The sequence below is a fragment of the Frankia alni ACN14a genome (assembly GCF_000058485.1).
GTDB classification, from domain to species: Bacteria; Actinomycetota; Actinomycetes; order Frankiales; family Frankiaceae; genus Frankia; species Frankia alni.
Genome location: NC_008278.1, coordinates 4,238,179 through 4,260,806 on the forward strand (window position 1 = coordinate 4,238,179; position 22,628 = coordinate 4,260,806).

At 74.2% G+C, this 22,628-nt stretch carries 20 protein-coding genes; 11 read left to right on the plus strand and 9 right to left on the minus strand.

The annotated features are described in order from the left end of the window. The first annotated feature begins 68 nt into the window (after window positions 1-68). Window positions 69-257: a DUF2795 domain-containing protein gene (locus FRAAL_RS17260; protein WP_011605074.1), complete on the plus strand. Its 189-nt coding sequence runs from the start codon at window positions 69-71 to the stop codon at window positions 255-257. Window positions 258-389: 132 nt separating this feature from the next. Here the strand turns inward: FRAAL_RS17260 and FRAAL_RS17265 are convergent, their stop codons facing one another. From FRAAL_RS17265 to FRAAL_RS17275, 3 genes are all read right to left on the minus strand, one after another. Further along, window positions 390-812: a CBS domain-containing protein gene (locus FRAAL_RS17265; protein WP_041940664.1), complete on the minus strand. Its 423-nt coding sequence runs from the start codon at window positions 810-812 to the stop codon at window positions 390-392. Window positions 813-1,072: 260 nt separating this feature from the next. After that, window positions 1,073-1,435 carry a DUF6480 family protein gene (locus FRAAL_RS17270; protein WP_231861055.1) on the minus strand — a complete coding sequence of 121 codons (363 nt, stop codon included), beginning with the start codon at window positions 1,433-1,435 and terminating at the stop codon, window positions 1,073-1,075. A 91-nt stretch (window positions 1,436-1,526) separates the two neighbouring features. After that, window positions 1,527-2,999 (minus strand): DHA2 family efflux MFS transporter permease subunit, encoded by a 1,473-nt coding sequence (locus tag FRAAL_RS17275; protein ID WP_011605077.1) that lies wholly within the window; start codon window positions 2,997-2,999, stop codon window positions 1,527-1,529. A 135-nt stretch (window positions 3,000-3,134) separates the two neighbouring features. Between FRAAL_RS17275 and FRAAL_RS17280 the strand changes: the two genes are divergently transcribed. Then, complete coding sequence (locus tag FRAAL_RS17280) at window positions 3,135-3,875, plus strand: TetR/AcrR family transcriptional regulator (RefSeq protein WP_011605078.1); 741 nt, start codon at window positions 3,135-3,137, stop codon at window positions 3,873-3,875. 152 nt (window positions 3,876-4,027) lie between these two features. Here the strand turns inward: FRAAL_RS17280 and FRAAL_RS17285 are convergent, their stop codons facing one another. Beyond that, on the minus strand, window positions 4,028-4,978 hold the full coding sequence (locus tag FRAAL_RS17285; protein ID WP_041939419.1) for a phosphatase PAP2 family protein: 951 nt from the start codon (window positions 4,976-4,978) through the stop codon (window positions 4,028-4,030). A 255-nt stretch (window positions 4,979-5,233) separates the two neighbouring features. Between FRAAL_RS17285 and FRAAL_RS17290 the strand changes: the two genes are divergently transcribed. The 8 genes from FRAAL_RS17290 (at window position 5,234) to FRAAL_RS17325 (ending at window position 11,633) form a co-directional block, all read left to right on the plus strand. Next, window positions 5,234-5,806 (plus strand): SRPBCC family protein, encoded by a 573-nt coding sequence (locus tag FRAAL_RS17290; protein WP_011605080.1) that lies wholly within the window; start codon window positions 5,234-5,236, stop codon window positions 5,804-5,806. A gap of 252 nt (window positions 5,807-6,058) precedes the next feature. Beyond that, window positions 6,059-6,877, plus strand: coding sequence for a phosphotransferase (locus FRAAL_RS17295; RefSeq protein WP_231861057.1), 819 nt, complete (start codon window positions 6,059-6,061; stop codon window positions 6,875-6,877). 216 nt (window positions 6,878-7,093) lie between these two features. Further along, complete coding sequence (locus tag FRAAL_RS33560) at window positions 7,094-7,483, plus strand: hypothetical protein (protein WP_041939421.1); 390 nt, start codon at window positions 7,094-7,096, stop codon at window positions 7,481-7,483. A 1-nt stretch (window position 7,484) separates the two neighbouring features. After that, complete coding sequence (locus FRAAL_RS17305; RefSeq protein WP_011605083.1) at window positions 7,485-8,597, plus strand: FAD:protein FMN transferase; 1,113 nt, start codon at window positions 7,485-7,487, stop codon at window positions 8,595-8,597. Beyond that, window positions 8,594-9,283 (plus strand): ferric reductase-like transmembrane domain-containing protein, encoded by a 690-nt coding sequence (locus FRAAL_RS17310; protein ID WP_011605084.1) that lies wholly within the window; start codon window positions 8,594-8,596, stop codon window positions 9,281-9,283. Before FRAAL_RS17305 ends, FRAAL_RS17310 begins: the two co-directional genes overlap by 4 nt. After that, entirely contained in the window at window positions 9,280-10,698 is a 1,419-nt protein-coding gene (locus FRAAL_RS17315) for an NADH-ubiquinone oxidoreductase-F iron-sulfur binding region domain-containing protein (protein WP_041939422.1), read from the plus strand. Before FRAAL_RS17310 ends, FRAAL_RS17315 begins: the two co-directional genes overlap by 4 nt. 39 nt (window positions 10,699-10,737) lie before the next feature. Further along, window positions 10,738-11,058, plus strand: coding sequence for a ferredoxin (locus FRAAL_RS17320; RefSeq protein ID WP_011605086.1), 321 nt, complete (start codon window positions 10,738-10,740; stop codon window positions 11,056-11,058). Window positions 11,059-11,192: 134 nt separating this feature from the next. Beyond that, window positions 11,193-11,633: a DUF4190 domain-containing protein gene (locus tag FRAAL_RS17325; protein ID WP_011605087.1), complete on the plus strand. Its 441-nt coding sequence runs from the start codon at window positions 11,193-11,195 to the stop codon at window positions 11,631-11,633. 112 nt (window positions 11,634-11,745) lie between these two features. Here FRAAL_RS17325 and FRAAL_RS30510 read toward each other — a convergent pair whose 3' ends face one another. After that, entirely contained in the window at window positions 11,746-16,791 is a 5,046-nt protein-coding gene (locus tag FRAAL_RS30510) for a TIR domain-containing protein (protein ID WP_162137478.1), read from the minus strand. Between the two features lie 54 nt (window positions 16,792-16,845). Continuing rightward, the gene (locus FRAAL_RS17335) at window positions 16,846-17,610 is read right to left on the minus strand and encodes an SDR family NAD(P)-dependent oxidoreductase (protein ID WP_050997152.1); all 765 of its coding nucleotides are present in this window, start codon (window positions 17,608-17,610) and stop codon (window positions 16,846-16,848) included. A 110-nt stretch (window positions 17,611-17,720) separates the two neighbouring features. On the opposite strand from FRAAL_RS17335, the gene FRAAL_RS17340 reads away from it, so the two are divergent. Further along, window positions 17,721-18,392: a TetR/AcrR family transcriptional regulator gene (locus FRAAL_RS17340; RefSeq protein WP_011605090.1), complete on the plus strand. Its 672-nt coding sequence runs from the start codon at window positions 17,721-17,723 to the stop codon at window positions 18,390-18,392. Window positions 18,393-18,453: 61 nt separating this feature from the next. Here the strand turns inward: FRAAL_RS17340 and FRAAL_RS17345 are convergent, their stop codons facing one another. The 3 genes from FRAAL_RS17345 to FRAAL_RS17355 all read right to left on the minus strand — a co-directional run bounded on the left by FRAAL_RS17345 (window position 18,454) and on the right by FRAAL_RS17355 (window position 22,509). Continuing rightward, window positions 18,454-20,340 carry a DUF6461 domain-containing protein gene (locus FRAAL_RS17345; protein ID WP_157892128.1) on the minus strand — a complete coding sequence of 629 codons (1,887 nt, stop codon included), beginning with the start codon at window positions 20,338-20,340 and terminating at the stop codon, window positions 18,454-18,456. 90 nt (window positions 20,341-20,430) lie between these two features. Continuing rightward, window positions 20,431-20,613, minus strand: coding sequence for a hypothetical protein (locus FRAAL_RS17350; RefSeq protein WP_041939423.1), 183 nt, complete (start codon window positions 20,611-20,613; stop codon window positions 20,431-20,433). Window positions 20,614-20,802: 189 nt separating this feature from the next. Continuing rightward, window positions 20,803-22,509, minus strand: coding sequence for a metallophosphoesterase (locus FRAAL_RS17355; protein WP_041939424.1), 1,707 nt, complete (start codon window positions 22,507-22,509; stop codon window positions 20,803-20,805). Between the last annotated feature and the right edge of the window lie 119 nt (window positions 22,510-22,628).

A 22,628-nucleotide genomic window follows, 5' to 3' on the forward strand; every position in this document is an offset into this window, starting at 1 on the left:
CGACGTGACATTCCGTGGAATTATGCGGGCGAGGTTTCGACGGCCGGGCGGCGGGCCATCATGGCTGCATGACCACAGCAATCGAAGCGCAGAAGTTCCTCAAGGGCGTCGACTACCCGGCCGATCGTTCGGCGATCGTGAAGAAGGCAAAGGAGAACGGCGCGGACGAATCCATCGTCCGTACTCTGGAGCAGATTCCGGACCGGCAGTACAGCGGCCCGAACGCAATCTCGAAGGAACTGTCCGGGAAGTCCTGACCGGGACCGGTCACCGAACGGGGCACACGACGGGGTCGAGCCGGGGCATTCGCCCACGGCCCGACCCCGTCGTTCACGCCGCGGCGGCCCCGACCGCGTCGGCCGCGGCGGCCGGCCACCCGCCGACCGACGTCACTGGTTGGCGGGCATCGAGCTGACCTGTCCGAGCACGGACTCGTTGTCCCCCTCCCGGGCGAGGTCGCCCAGGCTGACGACGCCGACGATGCGGTTGTCGTCCACCACCGGCAGCCGCCGCACGGCACGCAGCCGCATCAGTTCGGCCGCGTCGTCGATCAGGGTGTTCGAGGTCACCGTCTCGATGTCGCCGCTGGCGACGTCGCGGACCGGTGTGGTGTGCGGGTCACGGTCCTCCGCCACCACCCGCACCGTGATGTCCCGGTCGGTCAGCACCCCGGCGGCACCACCACCGTTCTCCGTCACCACGATCACGCCCGCGTCGATCTCACGCATGAGCCGCGCGGCCTTGTCCACGGTGTCGTCCGCCCGAACCGTGGCGGGATCACGAGTCATGATCTCGGCTACCGTCGTGACCATCGCGGTCTCCTCTCGCCGTTTCTCCGTCACCGGCTATTTCCGGATTGTCGGCAGCCCGATCGTTTCGGAGCCATTCGGGCCCGTTCCGGCCCGACCGGGAAGTCGGGATTCCGGTACACCAGGAGTGTGCACGGTGCCGGCCGGAGGAAACCTGCCGCGACGGCGCGGCGGAACCCGAACGACCATCACCCTGACGGCCATCACCCTGACCACGGCCACCCTGACGACGGCCACCCTGACGACGGCCACCCGATCGACGATCAGTGCACGTGCACGACCGCCTCGGCCAGGAAGAACGCCGCGACGAGCAGGACGACCATCCCGACCGCGATCAACGCGATTATCATCGGGGTGCGGTTGGGCGTGACGGGCTCGGCGTTGGGCTGGTCGCCGCCGACCGCCCCGCCGGTGGAGTCCTCGCCCGGCGGCGTCTCCCCCGGCGGCACGCCACCGCCCGGTTCGAGCCCGGGAGTACGGGCCGGATCGGGATCGACGGGCGAGCCGGCGGCGCGGGATCGCGCACCGGCGCGGGCATGCGCCGCCCCCACGGAAGCGGGTACCGGTCCGCCGGCGCCGGCCGGCGCCGGGCCCGAGCGGACGTGACGGTGCTGGTCAGGTGTCATGACCTCGGCGTGCCCGCACCGAGCCGGACAACCCGCCCGGGCGCCCGACGGGCGTTTTGCGGCGCCCCCCGGACGGCGGCCCGGCTTGCGGTCACGAGACGGGGAGCTCCGCCGTACGCTCCGGCGGGGCGACCGGTTGTGCCGCCGGCTCCGGCCGGCCGGGCAGGAGCAGACCGGCGGCCAGGATGATCACGACGGTGCCCAGCGCGAACCAGTAGACCCCGTGGAACCCGTCGACGCCGCTGCCGTCGCCCACCGTGGCCAGGATGAGGGTGACCACGGCGATGCCGATCGCCGCACCGAGCTGGTTGAGGATGTAGAGCACCGAGCTGCCCTGGGGCACCAGGGCCGGCGGCAGCGTGCGGTACAGCGAGCCCATCGTCGGGGCGCCGACGAAGCTCAACCCCAGTCCGACGACGAACGCGGCGAGCGCCGGCCAGACCTCGGCGGTGTGGGCGCCCACCCGGGTGAACGCGAACTCGCCGACGGCGGCGACGAGTGCCCCGGCACGGACCAGCCGCCGGGCGCCGAGGCGGTCGGACAGCCGACCGGACTGCGGCATGGCGATGATCGCGGCGATCGCGAACGGCGAGACGAGCAGCCCGGAGGCGAGCGGGCCGTGGCCGTGCTGCTGCTGGTAGTACAGCGGTAGGACGAACAGGTTCGCGAACATCGCCAGCCCGACCAGCATCATGATCGTCACACTCGCCGAGAAGCCGCCGCTGGTGAACAGCCGGACGTCGATCAGCGGCGGCGGGCGCCGCGCGTCGGCTGGGCGCAGGGCGTGCCCGACGTAGCCGGCGAGCAGGGCGACGGCGGCGGCCAGCGGGACGAGCACCTGCCAGGCGGCGAAGGTCGTGCGGTCCGCCGCCTGGGACAGTGCCAGCACCGCCGCGGCGAAGCCCGGTCCCACCAGCGCCACCCCGAGCACGTCGAGCCGCGTCCGCGCCACCTCCCCCGCCGACGGGTCGCCCGCCGGCGCGTCGCGCGGGATGACCCGCAGCGCGCCGATCAGCGCGACGGCTCCGATCGGCAGGTTGATCAGGAACATCCATCGCCACGACAGGTGCGCCAGGACGGCTCCGCCGACGATGAGGCCGAGCACCGGGCCGGCCGAGAGAACCATGCCCATCAGCCCCATCACCCGGCCCGCCCGACGGGGGCCGGCGGCGCGGGCCAGCAGGGTGAGCACGAGCGGGTCGAGGATGCCGGCGGCGAGTCCCTGCAGGACCCGGAAGACGATCAGGCTGCTCACGTTCCAGGCCAGCCCCGAGGCGACGGAGGCGGCCAGGAAGGCGACGAGGCCGGCCAGCCACAGCCGGCGGGCGCCGAACCGGTCGACGGCCCAGGTCGTGACGGGGATGGCGACGGTGAGCGCCAGCAGGTAGCCGGTGGAGACCCAGCCGATCGTGCTGAGCGCGGCGTCGAAGCGCGCGGCCAGGGTGTCGACCCCGACGGCCACCATCGATCCGTCGAGGATGCCCATGATCCCGCCGAGGAGCACGACCGTGATCAGCCGCCGCAGAACGGGATCGAACCGCCCTTCGTCCTGCACCTGCGCCATCGCTCACCTCACGAGTCCCTCAATCTGCACCGACTGGTGCAGTCTAACAGGCTGCATCGTTCCGAGAAACCAGCCGGGTCGCTGGAGTGCACCGACGGGTGCAGAGCCGAGCGACCGGTGGGATACGGTGTCGTGATGAGTGGGACGACGCCCGCCGCAGCCGCCGGATCGGACGCCGCCGCCGGTTCGCCCGCCGCCACGGGCGCACCCGCCCCGCCGGGTGCGCGCGGTCGGATCGACAAGCGCAACGCGATCCTCGCCACCGCGTTCGTGGTCTTCGCCCGCGAGGGGTACACGCAGGCCACGCTGGACGCGATCGCGGCCGAGGCGCGCGTCGCCAAACACACGATCTACAACCACTTCGGGGACAAGCAGACGCTGCTGCGCGCGGCTATCGCCGCCGAGGCGGACCGGGCGATGGCGAAGAACCTCGCGGCCGTCGACCGGCTACGCGACCACGACGGCGATCTGCGCGCGGCGCTGGAGGACGTCGGCAGCCAGCTCGTCGCGTGCTACTGCGACGAGCGCGGCTGGGCGCTGCGGCGCCTGCTCTACGCGGAGATCAACCAGTTCCCCGACCTGCTCGACATCATCACCGGCCGGGCATCGGACCCGGTCACCGAGGCGCTCGCCGACCGCCTGGCCCGCCTCGCCCTGGCCGGCCACCTGCGCGCGGGCGACCCGGCCGCCGCGGCCGAGCAGCTTGCCGCCCTGCTCACCGGTTCGCTGGAGGCCCGCTGCCGCTACGGCACCCGGGTCATCTCCCCCGCCGAGCAGCACGCCGTCGCCCGCGCCGCGGTCGACACCTTCCTGCACGCCTTCGGCACCGCCTCCGGTCCCGCCGCGACGCCCACGGTCAGGGCCACGCCGGCCTGACACCGACAGGCACTCCACCGGCCCGACACCGCCCGCACCGCACTGCAGCACCGCCCGCAGCGCACCTGACGCGAAGGTGCAGCCCGAGTCCGACCTTGAAGATCCCGCGGTTCCGCGGTTCCGCGGAACCGCGCCGGGCCGCCGGATGCGGGCTAGCCACCGGAGGCACGCGTGGGTTCGGCATGCGCGGCCCGGGACCGTTCGCGGTCCGCCGCGCCCGCGCCCCCGGCGGCGGTCCGGTCCACCTCCTTCGCCCGTGCGCTGGTCCCCCCGGGCAGGCGAGGCTCGCGCACACCTCCCGCCCGTGCCAGCACCACCCGATGCACGGCCGCGAGCCAGCACGCGCCAAGGAAGGCGCCGCCGATCACGTCGCTGGGATGGTGCATGCCGCGGTAGGTCCGGCAGAACCCGACGAGCACCGGCACGGCCACCGCGACAACCACCGACGCGACCAGCACGACCCCGACCCACCACGGCCGAGCCGACGCCGGCTGCCCCCCGCCCCCACCTGCGCCCCGACCGACACCGCCCTGGCCGACACCGCCCTGGCCGACACCGCCCTGGCCGACACCGCCCTGGCCGACACCGCCCTGGCCGACGTCGCCGGAGGCGGCCGATCGGCCAGGGCGGCCGTGCGCGGCGAGCCGGCGCAGCACGAGGGCCAGGCCGCCATACAGGCAGACCGCGGCGGCGGTGTGCCCGGACGGGAAGCTGGCCAGCGGATCCCCCGGGTCGAGCCGCGGCACCGCGGGGCGCGGCCGGTCCACGAGGGCGTTGGACGCCTCGTAGACGGCGGTCTCCCCCGCGGTGAGCAGGATGATCCCCGCCGGCAGCCACCAGCGCCGCGTCCACCACCCGGCGGCCGCCGCCAGCACCGCCGTCGCGGCGATGACCGTCCAGGTGTCGGCGAGGTAGGTCGCATCCGCGGTGAGGCGGACCAGCCCGCCGGTGCGGTGCTCGGCGAGCCAGCGCTCGGCGTCGGTGTCCCAGCCCCGCACCTGGCCAGGCCCGTGGACGAGAAGAGCACCGGCGCCGGCCAGGATGAGCACAAGCAGCCCCGCCGCCGCCACGAGACGGCCGCCCAGGCCGAGGAAAGATCGCACGGATCAGTTCCTCTCCACAACGAACCCACCGGACACCTGCCACGCCGTGCCACCCTGGCCGGACGTGACCCCGCCAGTCGGTGTGCAAGCATCTGGCGGTGCTGGCGGTGGGTCCGGTGACCACGCGGTGGCGCGGCAGGGAGAAGCCGCACCGCCGCGACGCCGCACCGACGGGCGTGATCGCCGGGCGCTGGATCAGCCCCGGAGCGCGGGCATGCGCTCACCCGCCTGTCGACGGCACTGGAGTCCGAGCCGATGAGCAGCACCGAGTTCGTGTACACCACCTACATCCGCACCACTCCACCGGGCCTGTGGCAGGCACTGACCGATCCCGCCATCACGCTGCGCTACTGGGGGGCGACCCTGGAGTCGGACTGGCAGGTCGGCTCACCGGTCGTCTGGCGCCAGAGCGGGGTGACGATCGCCGATCCGGAGCAGGTCGTCCTCGCGGCCGATCCTCCACGGCGGCTCGCCTACACCTGGCACACCTTCACCCCCGAGCTCGCCGCCGCGTTCGGGTTCGCGGACGAGTTCCTGGCCACCGTGCGCGCCGAGCGCCGCTCCAGGGTCGTGTTCGACCTCGAGCCGGTCGGCGGGACGGTGAGGCTCACCGTCGTCCACACCGACTTCGACCCCGGCAGCACGGTCCTGGAGGCGATCAGCGGCGGGTGGCCGGCGATCCTGTCGAACCTCAAGACGCTGCTGGAGACCGGGCAGACCCTGCCCATCGAGGACCAAGCGGCCCAGGACCAACTCGCCCAGGACCGGGCGACCCAGGAGCAGACGGCTCAGCAGCAACCGGCCGGGGAGCCGCCCGCCGCGCACTGACACCACCACTCCAGCCTGCGACCGTGCGGATCACCGGTCGCGCAGCGTGCGGCAGTACTCGAACCCGGCACGCAGCGCCTCGTGACCCGCGTCGTCGGCGGTGACTGCTCCATCTCGTCCTGGCGGGTGACCTGGACCGCCCTGGCCATGATCGACGACCTGGAGTATGCCGTTTGACCTGCGCCGCCGCGCGGATCGGGCCGGCGGAAAACGGGTTGCGGTCCCGGGACGTCGCGCCTAGAACTCCGAATCATGAGCGAGCAGCACGTGACCGAGCAGCACGTGACCGAGCAGCACGTGACCGAGCAGCACGTGGCCGAGCAGCGCCTGCCCGGGGGCCGGCATGTCGGGGGCGTCCGCATCGGCGACACCGTGCACCGCCCCGCCAGCCCCTGGACCCCGGCGGTGCACGAGCTGCTGCGCCACCTCGACGCGGTCGGATTCACCGGTGCGCCGCGGGTGCTCGGCTTCGACGAGCGGGGCCGCGAGGTGCTGTCCTGGCTGGACGGCGACACGATCGGCGAACGGCGGCCGTGGCCCTCGTGGGCGTTCTCCGACGAGGCGTTGGAGCAGGTCGGGGCGTGGCTGCGCCGGCTGCACGACGTCACCGCCGGCTGGGAGCCGCCGCCCGGCGCCGTCTGGCTGTCCGGGCGGCCGTGGCAGCCGGGGCTGGTCGTCGGCCACCACGACGCCTCGCCGTTCAACGCGGTGTGGGACGCGGGCGTCGGCCGGCTCGTCGGGTTCGTCGACTGGGACACGGCCGGGCCGTCGTCCCGCGAACTCGACCTCGCCTTCACCGCGTTGACCTGGGTGCCGCTGCACGCCCGCGCCGTCGTCGAAGCACAGGGCTTCACCGCCTTCGACGACCGGCCCCGCCGGCTGCGCCTGCTGCTGGACGCCTACGGCTACGAGGGTGACCGCGCCGCCTTCGGCCCCGCCGTCGCCGCCCGGGCCCGGCTCAACGCCGCGGTCATCGCCCGGCTGGGCATCGACGCGCTGCGGCCCATCGCCGCCGACTTCGAGCAGGCCGCCCGCGAGATCGAGGCCCTGCCGTCCACCTTCTGGACCTGACCGCTGCCCGGCCCGAGCCTGACGGCTGCGCGAGCTGAGGCCTGACGGCTGCGCGAGCTGAGGCCTGACGGCTGCGCGAGTTGAGGCCTGACGGCTGCGCGACAGCGGACCCTGGGCCTGCGCTCAGGCGGCGCACAGCCACCCCACAGCCTCGGCTCGCACTCTCATCACCAATCGGCGTTCCGCCCACGGAGCGCGGCCGGTGAGAGGGAGACGATGGCCACACGCGAACAGGGGATCCGACGGGTGGGTCCGGTCACGACCGGACTGGTCGCCGTTGCGGCCGCCGGCGTCATCGGGTTCGGCGTCCTCGCCCACGAGCACACCGCCGCCGCGGACGACGACACCCCCACCGCCGCAACCGGCGGAACCACCACCTCGGGCAGCACCGGCACCACCTCGGGAACCGCCGGTGCCACCTCGGGCAGCACCGGCGCCACTTCGGGAAGCGCTGGCAGCACCGGCAGCACCGACTCATCGGGAAGCACGAGTTCGTCGGGCAGCACCAGCTCGTCGGGCAGCACCAGCCTGGGATCCTCGTCGTCGAGCGGGTCGTCGCTCTGGAGCGCCGACGGCCAGGCGCACGCCACCACCGGCGGTTCCTGACATGACCGCGACCACGAGATCCCGCCGCGGCGCGGCACAGAGCCCCACCCAGTCCGAGCCGGCCTCGGCCGCGTGGCCGGTCTGGAGCACCACCGCGCAGGTCGTGGTGACCGACCCGGACCACCTCGACGACGCCCGGCGGCTCGTCACCGACCAGCTCACGGCCGTCGACGCCGTGGCCAGCCGCTTCCGCGCCGACGCGGAGATCGTCCGGCTCGACGCCGCCGACGGAGCGCCGCAGCAGGTCAGTCCCCTGCTCGCCGAGCTGATCGGCGTGGCGCTGGACGCCGCCCGCCAGACCGGCGGGGCCGTCGACCCCACCGTGGGCGGCCCACTGGCCGACCTCGGCTACGACCGGGACATCGCCCTTCTCGCGGCCGGCGGACCGCCCGTGCGGGTGGTGCGCCGAGCGGCGCCTGGCTGGCAGCGGGTCCGCCTGACCGGGCGGCTGCTGACCCTGCCCGCCGACGTCCAGCTCGACCTCGGCGCGACGGCGAAGGCGCACACCGCCGACCGCTGCGCCGCGCTGGTCGCCGAGCGGCTGGGCACGGGCGTCCTGGTCAGCCTGGGCGGGGACATCGCCACCGCGGGACCGCCGCCGGCGGGCGGCTGGCGGGTCCGGGTGCTGGACCAGCCGGGCGAGCCAACGTGCACGGTCGGCCTGCCGCCCGGGACCGCGCTCGCGACGTCGAGCACGCTCGGGCGGCGCTGGCAGCGCGGGCACCGGCTGCTGCACCACGTGCTGGACCCGCGTACCTGCCAACCGGCGCCGGCGGTGTGGCGAACCGTCACCGTGGCCGCCGCGAGCTGCCTGGCGGCGAACACGGCGAGCACGGCGGCGATCGTGCGCGGTGCGGCGGCGCTCGAGGCGCTGCGCCGCGACGGGCTTGCCAGCCGGCTGGTCGACGCGGCCGGCACGGTGGTCACCGTGGCCGGCTGGCCGTCCCCGCCGGAACACGGCTGGCCGTCCCTGCCGGAACACGGCTGGCCGTCCCTGCGGGAACAGTCGACGCGGCCCGCGGTCGTTTCCGGGCTGGCGACGGCCGCCGACCGAGGCTCGGCGGTGACGCGATCGGCGACGCCCGGACCGCGGGACGCCGGGACCGCCCGATGACCACCGACACGCTCTGGTACACCGCCCGGGGCAGCGGCACCGTGGCGCTGCTGCTGCTCACGCTGACGGTCGTCCTCGGCGTGGTGGCCCGCTCGGGCCGGGGTCTGGCGGGCCTGCCGGGCTTCGCCGTCGCCGCCGTGCACCGCAGCGCGGGCCTGCTCGCGGTCGTGTTCGTCACCCTCCACGTCGTGACCCTGCTGCTCGACCCGTACGCGCGACTCGCCCTGCCCGACGTGGTCCTCCCCTTCGGCCCGGGATACCGCCCGCTGTGGGTCGGCCTGGGGACGGTGGCCCTCGACCTGCTGGCAGCCGTGATGCTGACCAGCGCGCTGCGCCGGCGCGTCGGCGCCCGGATCTGGCGCACGGTGCACTGGGCCGCGTACGGCGCGTGGCCGGTGGCCGTGGCGCACGGCCTCGGCGCCGGCAGCGACACCGGCACGCCGTGGTTGTGGGCGGTGGCCGTCGGCTGCGTGCTCGCCGTCGCCGGCGCGGCGAGCTGGCGCCTGTCGGCCGGGTTCGCCACGCGCGGCCGGCCCCGGCCGCCGTCACCGCCCCGGCCCCGGCCGGGCGGGGTCGATGCCTCCCCCCTGCGGGCCATGCGCACCGTTCCCGCCGTCGTCCCCGCCGTCGTCCCCGCCGCCGGGGACAGCCCCACCGCAGCCGCCGACCGATCGGACCCGCGATGACCGTCGAACACACTGTTGAGCCCTGGCCCGCCGGCGCCCACCCGGTCCGCGGTGTCGGCGGGCAGGCCGCCGAGCGACTGCTGGCCCTCGCCGCCCCCGACCTGCTCGGTCACCACCGCCGCTGCGGACCGCTGCCCTGGCGCGGCCCCGGCGGACGCCTGCTGGGCGAGATCCACGACGCGGGGCTGACCGGACGGGGCGGCGCGGCGTTCCCGACCTGGCAGAAGCTCGCCGCCGCCGCGCAGGCCGCATGCCCGCCCGGCGCGGACCGCCGCGGGCGGCGCCGCACAGGCACAGGCACAGACGCGGGCACGGGCGCGGGCGCCGGCGCCGGCGGGGGCGGGGGCGGCGGTCGACCGCGGCCGGGCGGCATGCCCGTCGTCGTCGCGAACGCCGCCGAGGGTGAACCCGAGAGCGCGAAGGACGCGACCCTGCTCGCCGTCGCCCCGCACCTCGTCCTCGACGGCGTGCAGCTCGCCGCCGAGGCGGTCGGCGCCGCGGACGCCTTCGTCTACGTCAAGGCCGGCAGCGCCGCCGCGGCGGCCGTGCGGCAGGCGGTGGCCGAACGGCGGGCCGCCGGCTGGGACCGCTGCGGCATCGAGGTTCGCGAGGCCCCCGCGACGTTCCTCGCCGGAGAGGCGTCCGCGGTCGTCGCCGCGCTCGACGGGGCCGCGGCCCGACCTCGCGCGCACTGGCGACCGCTGGCCGACGCCGGCCTGCGCGGGCGCCCGACGCTGGTGCACAACGTCGAGACCCTCGCCCACCTGGCGACGATCGCCCGCTGGGGCGCTCCCTGGTTCCGCTCCGTCGGGACCGCCGACGAGCCCGGCACGCTGCTGGTCACGGTGACGGGAGCGGTCGCCGGGCCGGGGGTCGTCGAGGTGCCCTGCGGAACCCCTCTCGGCGCTCTCGTCGGGTCCCGCGGCGGCGCGGTCGAGCCGGTGGGTGCCGTGCGGGTCGGCGGGTACGCCGGCACCTGGCTGCCCGGTGCCGTGGCTGCGGCGGTGCCGATGTCGCGGGAGGGCCTGGCGTCCTGGGGCGCCACGCCGGGTCCGGGGATCGTCTCCGTCCTGCCCGCCCACGCCTGCGGGCTGGCCGAGACCGCCCGCATCGTCGCCTACCTGGCCGGGCAGAACGCCGGCCAGTGCGGCCCGTGCGTCAGCGGGCTGCCGCAGCTCGCCCGGTCGGTGGCCGGCGTGGCCGGGATCGCCGGCCGGGACACGGCGCCGGACGGGGAGAACCCGACCCAGGCGGCGAGCCGGGCGTTACGCCTGGCTGCCCTGGTCGCCGGCCGCGGCGCCTGTCACCACCCCGACGGCGTGGCGCGCCTCGTGCACAGCGCGCTGCGAACGTTCGCCGCCGACATCCGCGCGCACGCCCAGGGCCACTGCCTCGGCTCGGCCCACCCGAGCTGACCGGCGACCGACCCGCGACCGAGCACAGGAGGACCCATCATGCCCGGCCTACCGCAACGGCGACGGACCAACCCGACCGGCGCCCCGAACGCTCACCCGGACTCCCCTGCGACCGGCGGCGGGCCCGCGGTCGGCCCGGCGCGGCTGTGGATCGACTGGACGGCCTGCGACGCCCGCGGCTGGTGCGCCGAGCTGCTCCCGGAACTGCTCACCCGCGATCCCGACGGCTACCCCCTGGCCCACGCCCCCGGCGCCGAGACCACCCGGACCATCACGGTCCCCGCGCCGCTCGCCGGCCACGCCCGCCGCGCCGCCGACGCCTGCCCCCGCCTCGCCCTGCGCCTGCTGCCCGACGGATGAACGCGAGCGCGCGGGCGAGCACGCCGTCGCATCAGGGATAATTCTCGAGAATCTCCGTGTGAGAGAACGGGATTGCGGGGTACAGCAACGTCACGACAGTACCGGCCGACGACCGAAGGAGAAGAGGAGTTCCCATGACGAGGCCCAACACGGTGCACGATGCCGGTACCGAGCAGATTCCCGCCAACCCGCCTGCCGACCGGCCCTACGGCCAGCCCTACCGCGAGCCGTACCCGCCCCAGAACTCGCCGCAGTACGGCGGCTACGGCACCCGGGATAACGACCAGACCGGCTATCTTCCGTACCCGGACAATGGCCAGGCGCAGATGCAGTACGGCTACCAGTCGCAGCCCGTCGGGCCGCGCCCGGAATCGTCGGGGACACGGGCGCTGTGGATTCTCGCCTTCGTTTTCTCGGCGGTGGCGCTGTTCGTGCCGTTCGTCGGTTTCGCCGCCATCGCCTGCGGCGCCGTGGCCTGGGGCAAGGGCAGCCGGCGAGGTAAGCTCGCGACCTTTGTCGCCATCGCGGCCACCGTCGTCGGCTGGGTCCTCAGCATCCTTATCTACACCTCCTGACCGACGCCGCGCCGTCCAGAGCACTGCCGGACGGCTGAAGCAGGGTCTCGCTGCACCCGCGGCGGGCCCTGCTCGGTTGCGACGTCGCACACATCAACCGCCGGCAGTCGGCTCAGGGATGCCGCCGGCCGAGCAGACGACGGCGGGGACGGTGAACCGACGGCTCCGGGTCCGGGTCCGCCGCGAGAGCGGGAAAGTCGGCCAGAATGGGGATCGGCCGGTCCGGGTCGAGCCTTGCGGCGGCCGGGATGAGCCCGTCGAGCTCGTCCGGGCCGAAACGGCGCCGCTTCGCCGTCCACCACAGTGCCCCCTGGGCCCATCCGGCCACCAGATACTGGCCGTTCGGCAACAGCACTGCATGGCCGCCGTTGCCGAACAGGACAGCGGTGGCCGCCAGTGCCCGCTCCGCCACATCCCAGTAGCGAATGGTGTGATCGGCGCCAGCGACGGCGAGTGTCCGACCGCCGGGGGCGAAGACGAGGTCGACGACCGGGCCGGATTCGCTGACGAGCTCTGCAGCGAGGCGCCCCGAGGACACCTCCCACAGCCAAACTCGGCCCTGGCCGTGGCGCTGGCCCCCGACGGCCAGCAACCGTTCATCGGGCGAGAAGGCGAGGGCCGACACCGAGCCATTCGTCAACGCGGGAGATGCGTTCGCTACGAGTCGGAAGCCGGTCTCGGACATCCAGACGCCAATCCCGGAGCCGCCTGCGGCCACCATCCGCCCTGTCGGTGAGAAGGTCACCGCGACCGGTTCGATCGCCGCGGCACGCTCGAACAGCGGAAGTCTCTGCGTCGGCCGCCAGAGGCTCAGGCCCGCTTCCCCGACGACGGCAACATCGGGGCCCGAGGGTGAGAACACCAACGACCGTATCGGCGTGGAGGGTCCCTGCGAGCCGTAGGCTGCGAGCACCGCCTCGGTCCAGGGCGCCGCAGCCCAGGCCAGGTGGGCCCGGGGACCGGTCGCGTGTGCGGCGGACCGTCGCAATCCCGCGCGTGCCACCGGCAGGTCCACGCCGAAGAACCTGACATGTCCCTGGTCATCGCCGACCGCGAGGACTCGTCCATCCGGCGAGAGCGCGGCTGCGGTCACGCCACCCGGTGGCCGGACCGTCGTCAGCACCGTCGGGGGCGGCAGATAGCGTGCCCATGGTCGAGCGGCCCAGTTCGGCGGTAGGAGTCGTACCACGCTGATCTGGTTGGCATCGTGGTGGTCGAGGCCGCCGAGCGCGCTTACCGAGCCATCCGCAGAGAGGGCGGCAAGCCAGGTGTCGGCGCTGATGTGCAGGCCGGTATCCGGGTCGAGAGCACGCGCCACGCCGTGGCCGGAGATCCGTCGACCCGAGGCGACCTGGTGCACCGCGAGCGTGCCCTCCGCAGCCCGGCCGGCGCAAGTTACCAGCACCCGAGTGTCCGAGGCGAACAGGGCACTCCGGCCTGCTGCCGCAGCCGGGTGATCCTTCGAGACCGCGAGCAGCCTTCCCGAAGAGACGTCGCGGGCCTCCAGATGCCCATCACGGTCGACTGTCGCCAGCAGAGCGCCCGACGGAGAGAACGCGGGCCGGGTTGCCACTGCGGCGAGGGTCGGCACGCCTCTGGGGATCACAGCGCCGGCCATCGAGACAGGCCAGACCCGTAGGAGACCGTGGGTGTCGACCGCAGCCATGAACGCGCCGTCCGCGGAGAAGGCCACCTCGGCGAAGCCGGCAGGTTCGACGACCTGTTCGGCGAGGAACCGGCCGGTGGCCGTGTCCCACACCCGCAGGTAGCCGTCGAGGCCGGCGGTAGCCACCCGGCTCCCGCCGTCGAGGAAGGCGTTGATGTGCGGCTCGGTGCCGTCATGCGCGGTCCATGCGGCCACCGGCCGGCCGCTGACCGCGTCCCACACCCTCGTGCACCCACCGGCGTCGCGGGAGGCGAGCAGAGCCGCATCGTCGGAGAACACCAGGTCGTGACCCGTGCCGGGTTCGACCGGCCAGCCCGCCGTCCGACGGGCCGCCGTGACGTCCCAGATCCGCAGGAAGCCGTCGACCCCGACGGCGGCCAGGCGGCTCCCGTCTGCGCAGAAGGCCACCGCCCGCCCCACACCCGGCGTGACCCGCCAGCGGACGGTGACCTCGCCGGATTCCACCGTCCAGACCCGCACCTCGTCGTCCCCGTCGACGGTGGCGAGCCGATCCTCGGCGAGGAAGGCCATCGCCCGCACGGCGGCCGGGTGCTGCAGGACGTCGAGCTCCACGAGATCGGTTGCGGCCACTATCAGCACCGCGGAGCCGCTGGCCACGGCGAGCAGGCCGGCGTCCGGGGAGAACACGGAACCCACGCCGGGAGTGGCCGCCGGACGCAGGACGGGCCGTAGGAGGTCACGGCCGGAGAGGACGGCGCCGGACAGTTCGGCGCCGTCGCGGGCGTCGTCGTCAAGGAGGGGATCGATCAGGACGGCCTGGTCCCAGTGGCTGCCGGCCAGGTGTGCCCCGGTCAGCACCGGCCGGACGAACCACGCCCCGCGCAGGTCGGCGTCGGTGAGGTCCGCACCGGTCAGGTCGACGTCGTGCAGGCGCAGCCCGGCCAGGTTCGCCCCGGCGAGCCCGGCGTACCGCAGATTCTGCCCGGACAGGTCGCGGCGGCGCAGGTCCTGCCCGGCGAGCTGGAGGGGGCCGAGCTGGAAGCCGAGGCGGCGGCTGAGCGCGAGGGCGTTGTCTCTGGCCACCTGGAGGTCAGTCAGCGCCCTGGCCGGAACCGGCAGCTCCCGGTCGACCCCCAGCTGCGCGCCCTCCTCCGTCCACTCCTCATAGCGGGTCAACGCGGCACCGGCCCAGGTGCGCAGCGAGACGAAGTCGGCCGTGCCGGCGAGGAAGTCGACCATCAGCTCCGACATCTCCCGGCGTTCCAACAGCTCGCCGGCCTCGTCGCCGCCGGCGGCGAGCTGCGCGGCCGCCGCCACGGCGACCAGGTACTCCATCACGGAGCGGTGCGCGAAGGAGAACCGGTCGTCGTCGCCGCGGCGCAGCAGGCTGCCCGAACCGACCGCGAACGCCGCCTCCGCGGCGCTGAGGTAGGCCGCGCTCAGATCGGTCAGCGCGGCTCCAACGGTGGCGGTGAGTTCGCTCAGCGCGATGGCCTCCCCGCCGCTGTCCCACAACGCGACGGCGAGGGCATCGACGGCGGTGCGTAGCTGTTTCCTGTCGAGGCTCTGGTGCGATCCGCGGGTGGGACGGCGGCGGTCGGCCTCGAAGCGCAACCACCGCTCGATCAGCGTGGCGTAGAGGTCCGCGGAGCTGATCGTCCCGTCGTCAGAGCGGGCGGCGAGCAGATCGCCCTCGGGCAGCTCGGCGATGAAGGACAACATCCGGGGATTCGCCGAGAGTCCGAGCAGGTCGCGGATGTCGTGGATGAGGCGAAGCCGCGCGTCGGCGCGCCACTCGGCCCGCTGCCGCCGCTCGGCCGCGTCGAACCCGTCGCTCGGCCAAGCCCCGCCGGGGTCGGCGCCGGTCCGCTCGGCGCGGGTGGACAGGCGGACGAGGTACTCGCGGATCTGACTCTCGTCGAAGTCGGCGAGCCGGATCAGCTTGCTGCCGGCGAGCTGGCGCACCCGCTCGCCGAACGCGGTCCGCCACTGGTCGTCCGAGGCGAAGTGCTGGGTGCGGCTGGTCAGCACGATCTTGGCCCGGCCGGACACCGCGTCGAGGATCATCCCCAGGTGCTCGGCGGCCCGGTCGAAGGTCACCCGCTGGGCCAGCTCGTCGAAGCCGTCGAACAGCAGCACCACCCGGCCGCGGTCCAGCATGCGCCGCACCGCGGACACGTTCGCGTCCGGCTCGCCGACCTTCGCCAGATGCAGTGCGAGCAGATGGTCCACGTGGTGGCTCTTCTCCAGGGCCCGCAGCTCGACCAACATCGGGACGACTTTGGGTAGTTCCAACGGCAGCACCCGGGCCAGTTCGTGCAGCAGGAACGACTTGCCGTGCCCGAACTCGCCGAGCACGAGCAGCATCCGCGCCGACTCCACGTCCAACCAGTCGACCATCGCGGTGAACACGTCGTCGGTGGGCCGGGTGCCCGGCGGATCGTCGAGCAGGACGTAGCGCTGCGGCACGTACAGCTCGGGCGGGTAACTCGGGTCCGCCGTCAGCCGTCGCGTCTGGCGCAGGACGTAGCCCTGCGGATCCCAGCGCCCTTCGAACTCGGCGAGGCTGCTCAGCCGGATGCCCTGCCGGCGGGCCCAGCGCCGCACCTCGGGTTCGGCGAACCCGGCGCCGTAGACGAGGTCCGACTCGACATAGCGGTCCCGCGCCTCGTACCGGGCATGGATCAGCCGGTGGAAGGCGCTGACCAGGGCCCGATCCGGGCGGCCGGGGCACAGCCCGACCGGCCAGACGCCGCGTTCGCCATCCCGTTCCCCGGTGACCTCCAGATGCAGCAGTGACACGGCCCGCTCACCGACCCGCGTCTCGACGGCGGGCTGCAGGACGACCGACGCGCCGGGGTACCGATCGGCGCAGGCGTCACGCACCCAGCCCACGAAGGACTCCGGCCGCTCCAGCCCCGGGAACTCCGGCCCCGGCGTTCCAGCGGCCTCGCCCAGGGTGCCGGGCTCGGCGCCAGCGCGCGGCTGGCCGGGCTGCGCCAGCTGGCTCCCCTCATTCAGATCTTTCCCCTCGCCCAGATCGCTCCCCTCGCCCGGCAGGCCGCCACCCGGCGGAAAGGGCGGCTGCCCGGCGGGGACGAGATGGCCGTCGAGGGCGCCGCGGAGTCCCCGCAGCAGCGCCCGGCGGGCATCGAGCTCATCGACGTCGAACAGGTCGATCCGGACGAGCGGGCTCAGCAGCCCCGGCGGTGCGCACAGCTCGACCCGGATCGGGATGAGGGTGCGCTCCCCGGGGTCGAAGCGCGCCTGCCACTCGGCGCCCGCCCCGGCGGAGCGCAGGAACGCCGCCGAGAGGACGAGCAGCACATGGTCGGCCCGGGCCAGGCAGCGGTCCAGCCACGCGACGACGTTCGTCCCTGGCACGGAATGCCAGGCCTGCACGTCCACCTGCCAGCCGGCCTCGCGAAGCTGCCAGGCGATCCATTCCGCCCACGCCTCGTTCTCGCGCACATAACTGACGAAGAATGTTCGCGTCGCCCTGCCTGGCCCATCGTCGTCCCCCGAAGCCACCCACAAAGGATCTCACCCCGACCTCGCGCGTGGGAGCGGGGTCGCTACGCCGGGTCAGTCTGCCGATGCGGAGGCACCGGTCAGTCGGGCGATCGCGGCGCGGACGGTGTCGACGTCGCCGAGGGCGATCTCGTGGCGGTCGCGGTCGGCGTGCAGGCGCCAGTGCGCGTCGGCGACGGCCTCGGGTGCGGCCGGGGAGCCGGGGGCGACGGGCGCGCCGATGGGGACGTGGCCGACCTGCACCCCACTGCGCTCGAGGGCCTCGGCGAGCGCGAGCACGTAGTTGCGCAGCCCGGCCGCGGCAAGACCGACGTTACCCAGGAAGGGAAAGGGGTGGATGGCCGAGATGCCCGAGGTGAACAGCAGGGTGCCGGCGCCACGGTCGAGCATCCCCGGCAGGACCGCCCGCACAGCCGAGACGGCACCGAGCACGCTGACGTCCAGGGCGTCACGGGCGCTGTCGACGGTGACGTCCAGGACGGCCGTGACCCCGCGCCCGGCTCCCACGGCGTTGTAGACGAGCACGTCGACGGGCCCGTGGACCCGCTCGACACCGGCGAGCGCGCCGGCGAGGGCTGCCGGATTCGCGGCGTCGGCCGGGTGGGCCGAGGCGGTGACGCCACGCTCGGCAAGTTCAGCGACGTGGCCGGTGAGGCGATCGGCATCGCGTGCGATCAGCGCCGGGTGGAACCCCTCCCGACCGAACCTCCGGGCGACCGCCAGGCCGATCCTCGGCCCCACGCCGACGATCACGATCGTGCCGGGTGAGGTGCGGGCCGACGAGGCGTCCGGCGGGTGTCCGTTCGCGGTGGTACTCATGCTGCTCCCTGGGTCGAGGCGGTCAAGATGAGGAATGGCCTCATCTTTCGGCGGTGACCCTAACACGAAGGTGAGGTCACTCCTCAGGTTATGGGCCTTACCATCGCCGCATGCCCACCGAGACCCGCGGGTCGTCCCGGCCGCTGCGCAGCGACGCGCGGCGCAACCGTGAGGCGCTGCTGGCCGCGGCGCGCACGGTGTTCGCGGCGCGAGGCGTCGACGCACCCCTGGAGGCGGTGGCGCAGCACGCCGGGTTCGCCATCGGCACCCTGTATCGGCACTTCCCCACCCGCGACGCGCTCCTCGACGTCATCGTCGACGAGAAGCTGCGGGCCTGGGTCGAGTTCGGTGAGCAGGCCGTGGCCCGCGACGACGCCTGGGAGGGGCTGGTCGCCTATCTGGAGGGGATCTGCGCGCTGCAGGCGGTGGACCGGGCGTTCAACGACGTCGCCTGCGGAGCCGTGCTGGCCGCCGACGGCTCGGCGCCGCAGCGGCGGCGGGTCGCCGACCTCGTCGACCAGATGCTCGCCCGCGCCCGGCAGGCGGGGGTGCTGCGCGCCGACTTCACGGTCACCGATCTCGCGCTGCTCGTGCTCGCCAACGCCGGCGTCGCCGAGTCCACGAGATCACTGCGCCCGACCCTGTGGCGGCGCCACCTCGCACTCGCCCTCGACGCGCTGCGCCCCGCCGCCGCCCACCCGCTCACGGAGCCGCCGGCCACCCCCACCGAACTGCAACGGGCGCTGGTCGATCCCGCGACCGCGGGCCCACGGCGGCGCTGACCCTCTCGACCGCCCCCTCCTCCGCTCTCCGGGCGACCACCCGCCGTCGCGAAGGGGGCCGTCACCTGTCGCCGATGCGATGGGCGAGATCGCCGGTCCAGAGCCGGTCCAGATCGTCGGGCCGCAGCCCGTATCCGGTGAACCGCTCGACGACGAGCAGACCCTTGGCGACCCGGTGCCGCCCGCTCGTCAGATCGATGCCGGCCAGGTAGGGTGCCGCCTCGGGGCCGGCCGCATAGTCCTGGGACAGCTCGCCCGCCGCGAGGATGTCCCCATCACGAGCCAGGGTCAGCCGGGTGACCGCGTTGACGTTCCAGAACATGCTCGCCGCGGGGCCAAGCCGGGACAGCGTGCGCATGATCGCCGGGTCGCTTCCCGCGAACCCGTTGTCCTCGGCCACCACGACCACGCCGGCCTCGGGCAGGGCGAGCGCCGCCACCCAGCCGTCGCGGTCCGGCAGGTCGATCAGGGAGACCAGCGATCGCCGGTGGCCGGGATCGGCGCCGAAGGCTCGCACCACGTCGGCCCGGTCGGCGCCGGCCACGATGGTGATGGTGGCCGCCTCCCGCAGCACGCTGGCGTAGATCCACCGCAGGTGGCCCTCGGTCGGCGCCGGCGGCTCCGGCTCGCCGCGCAGCCGGTGACCGAGCCGGTCGGTGCGGCGGCGGACGAGTGGGGGCGCGGGCGGCGCGGGCCACACCCACACCTCGTAGGACTCGGTGCGGTTGGCGTCGTCGCGGCCGCGCGCGACGACCCGCAGCCGATGGTCGCCGGACCATGGCGGCGTCTGCTCCCGCAGGGCCGCGGCGGCGGGGGTACCGTCCGGGCTGACCACCGACGCGGACCCGACGTCGGCATGCCAGCTCACCTCGACGACCTCGTCCCAGTCTCGCAGGCTCCAGCCCCCGGGGCGCGGCGACTCTGGCGGCGGCGGCGGCTCGGCCAGGACGCGTAACCGGACCCGGACGCTGCCGTCGGCCTGGCCGGTCCGGATCACCGCGCCACCGGGAACCACGGCAACCAGGCCGTTGGCCGCGAAGGCCGCGTCCGCGTCGACACCCGCCGGGAAGGGACCCTCGAACAGCCCGAAACGGTGGCCGCGCACCTGCACCGACCCGACGCAGGAACGCGGGAGCCGGTACTCCGACCTGCGCCTGGCCAGCAGGGCCTCGCCATGGCCGGGCGGCATCGGCGCACCGGACAGGTACACGGCGGCGGCGCCGAGCCCGGTACCGACGACCGCGGGGGCGCTGGCGACAGAGCGCGCCAGGGCGGCAGTCGGCAGGACCGCCGCGGCGACGGCGACTCCGAGCGCGACGTGCGCCGCACCGTGGCGCGCCGCGATCTCCGCCTCCGCCGCTCCGGGCGGCACGCCCGCGTCGGCGAGCAGGGGTTCGAGCACGGGATGCCGAGCCAGGACGGCGACCAGCGCGACGACGAGTTCCGTCGCCTCCGGCAGCGCCCGGTCGAGGCGGCGCACCGCGCGCACCGCCTCGCCGTCGGGATCGGTCGTCCCGACCCGCTCGTCGACCTCGAACCGCCGCGGCGGCCGGAGGTCGGGCAGGCCCGGCACCGGCGCGAGCCGCAGGCCGTCCACGGCGAGCTCCAACGCGCCGAGCAGTCGATCCGCGAACGGCGCGCCCAGCGCACGCAGGGCTCCCAGCACCGCGGAACTTCCGGACCCCCCGCGGCGTAGAGGTCCGGCGGGACCGGGCCTGCCGCCCGGACCGCCCCGGACGGCCGGCGCGGCCGCGCCGAGGCGGCCGACCACAGCCGCAGGCACGGCCGGTACTCGCTCGGCAAGCTGCGGCAACACCTCGGCCACGACCTCGGCGAGTACCTGCGTCACCTCGCCGCTCACGCCGCCCAGTCGCCCGGGACCCGCTCGGCCGAACTCAGTTTGCGCTCCCCGCGCCGAACGCCGCAGGCTCTGCTCCTCGTCCGTCATCCGCCCCGCTCCCACCGAATTCGTCAGCGCCTGACTCCACCTGGCGAGCAGGCTAGGCGCAGGGTCCGACAGAATTTGCGCACAGTGGGTTCACAGGTCGTCCATGCGCACGTCCGGAGCCGTGATGGGCACAGCGAAACCGTCGGTGCGCGATCTGTTGCCACGGATGAACCACTCGCAGGCAGCCGTTCGCCGGCGGAACCGGCGCGGCCGCGTCTCCACCACCACACCGACGCCGATCTCGACCGGACGCACCGGTGTCAGGGCCGCCACCGGGCAAACCGGCGGCGCCGAGGTGACTCGGCGGTGGGCTCGTCCTCCATCGAGGGAGCGCGGAAACCGCTGAGGGCCGAAGTCGGCTGACAGTACGTGGTGCACACCCGGATAGCCGGAGTCGTTGACTCAGGGACGCGGCGTGCGGCGAGGGAGACGGGTCCTCGCCGCACGCCGGGCATCCCACCGTCAGCGGTGACGGGGGACGGGGCGCTTGAGGACGACGCGGTCGAACTCGGTGCCGTGCTCGTCGACGCCGCGCACGGTCAGCGTGGACGCGCCGCCGGGCAGGCCCGGCGCCGAGTCGACGGCGACGAACGCGTAGTTGTCGAAACGGGTCCGCGACCAGGAGATGGCCTCGGGGGTCTTCGTCCCGTCCGGCGACCAGACGTAGCTGTTCGGCACGACGTTCGAACCCGCCGGGGCCGGCTTGCCGCGGTAGTTCTCCACCTCACCGGTCTGGAACTGGTAACGCGGGCGGCCGGCGCTGCCCGCGGTGATGTAGATGGTGCCGTCCTTGGCCGGTTCGATGGTCGACCCGTCGGGCGCCTCGCGGGTCGGGGCGTTGCCGCGGATCGGGTCGGAACGCTCGAAGAGGTGGTTGTGCCCCTGGAGCACCAGGTCGACCTGGTAGGTGTCGAACAGGGGCGCCCACGCGCCGCGGACCCCGCCGTCGCTGGCGTGCTGCGACGTCGTCGAGTAGGCGCAGTGGTGGAAGAAGCAGACGATGAAGTCGATGTCGGGGTCGTTGCGGTAGCCCTTGAGCGTCCGCTCCACCCAGGACGTCTGCGCGCCGCCGGAGTAGCCGGTGTTCGTCTTGATCTCGAAGCTGACGTCGTTGGCGTCCAGCGAGAGCACCGCGACGTTGCCGTAGACGAACGAGTACACGCTCGGGCAGCCCTTGGGCCCGTCGCCGGGAAGGTCGAGGCGGGCCGCGTGGCCGCCGTAGCCGTGCGGCGAGTACAGCGCCTCCATGTCGTGGTTGCCGGTGGCGAACATCCACGGGCTGCGGGCGCTGGAGAGCTCGATGTCGGCCAGGTAGACGTCCCAGACCGTCGGGTCGTAGTTGTCGAAGCCCGCCGGCGGCTGGCCAGTGGTGGTGCGCTGCGGCGGCTTGCCCGCCCCGGACGGGTCGGCGTAGCAGATGTCGCCGGCGAGCAGGTGGAACGCCGGGTCCTGGCGGGCGATCGCCGCGGTGATCGCGGAGGCGTGCGCGACGGTCGGCTCGTTGTCCGGCTTGTAGTAGTCGTCGTCGAAGACGCCCTTCGGGTCACCCGGCGGGGTGGTGTTCGACCCGTGGTCGCCCATCATCGTGAACCGGAACGGCCCGCCGTGGCGGCCCTTCGCGTGCCCGGTGCGCACCGCCTGCACCGGGGTCGCCGCGCCGCCGGGGATGCGGAACCGGTAGTAGTACTCCCGGCCCGGGGCGAGGCGGTCGAAGGCGGCGTGCACGTAGAACTGCTCGACGCTGAGGATCGATCCGTCGACCTGCGGCACCTGGGACAGCAGCGGCCGGACCTCGGCCTCGACGGTGCCGCCGAGGGCGCGGGTCGGGCCGACGTCGACGAGGATCCTGCCGCGGCCGGGGTTACGGGTCAGCTGCGCGGCCAGGCGGAGCTGACGCGCCGGGTCCGCGCCGAACGCGGTGTGCCGGCCGCCGACGAGCAGGGGGCTGTCCGCCGTGGTGGCGGCGTAGGCGGCCCGGCCGAACGGGGTGGTGCCGAGGGTCGCGGCGCCCGCGCCGGCCAGGCCGCCGAGCAGCAGCCCGCGGCGGCTCACCGGCCGGCGGCGCAGAAAGGTCTGGAGCCACTCGTGCTGCTCCGCGATGGTCATGTCCTGGGCGATGTTCGCCGGAACGCCGGAAGCGACCACTTCGTTGGGAGGACTCACTGGCATGGCGCTGAACGTTAGGCCCGCCGCATGCGGAGCGCCCCAACGGCAAGGTGGCCGCCGGTCGAAATATGCGTAAACACGCCGGCCGTTCACGCAGCTCGGTCGTACCGGCCGGCGCGCAT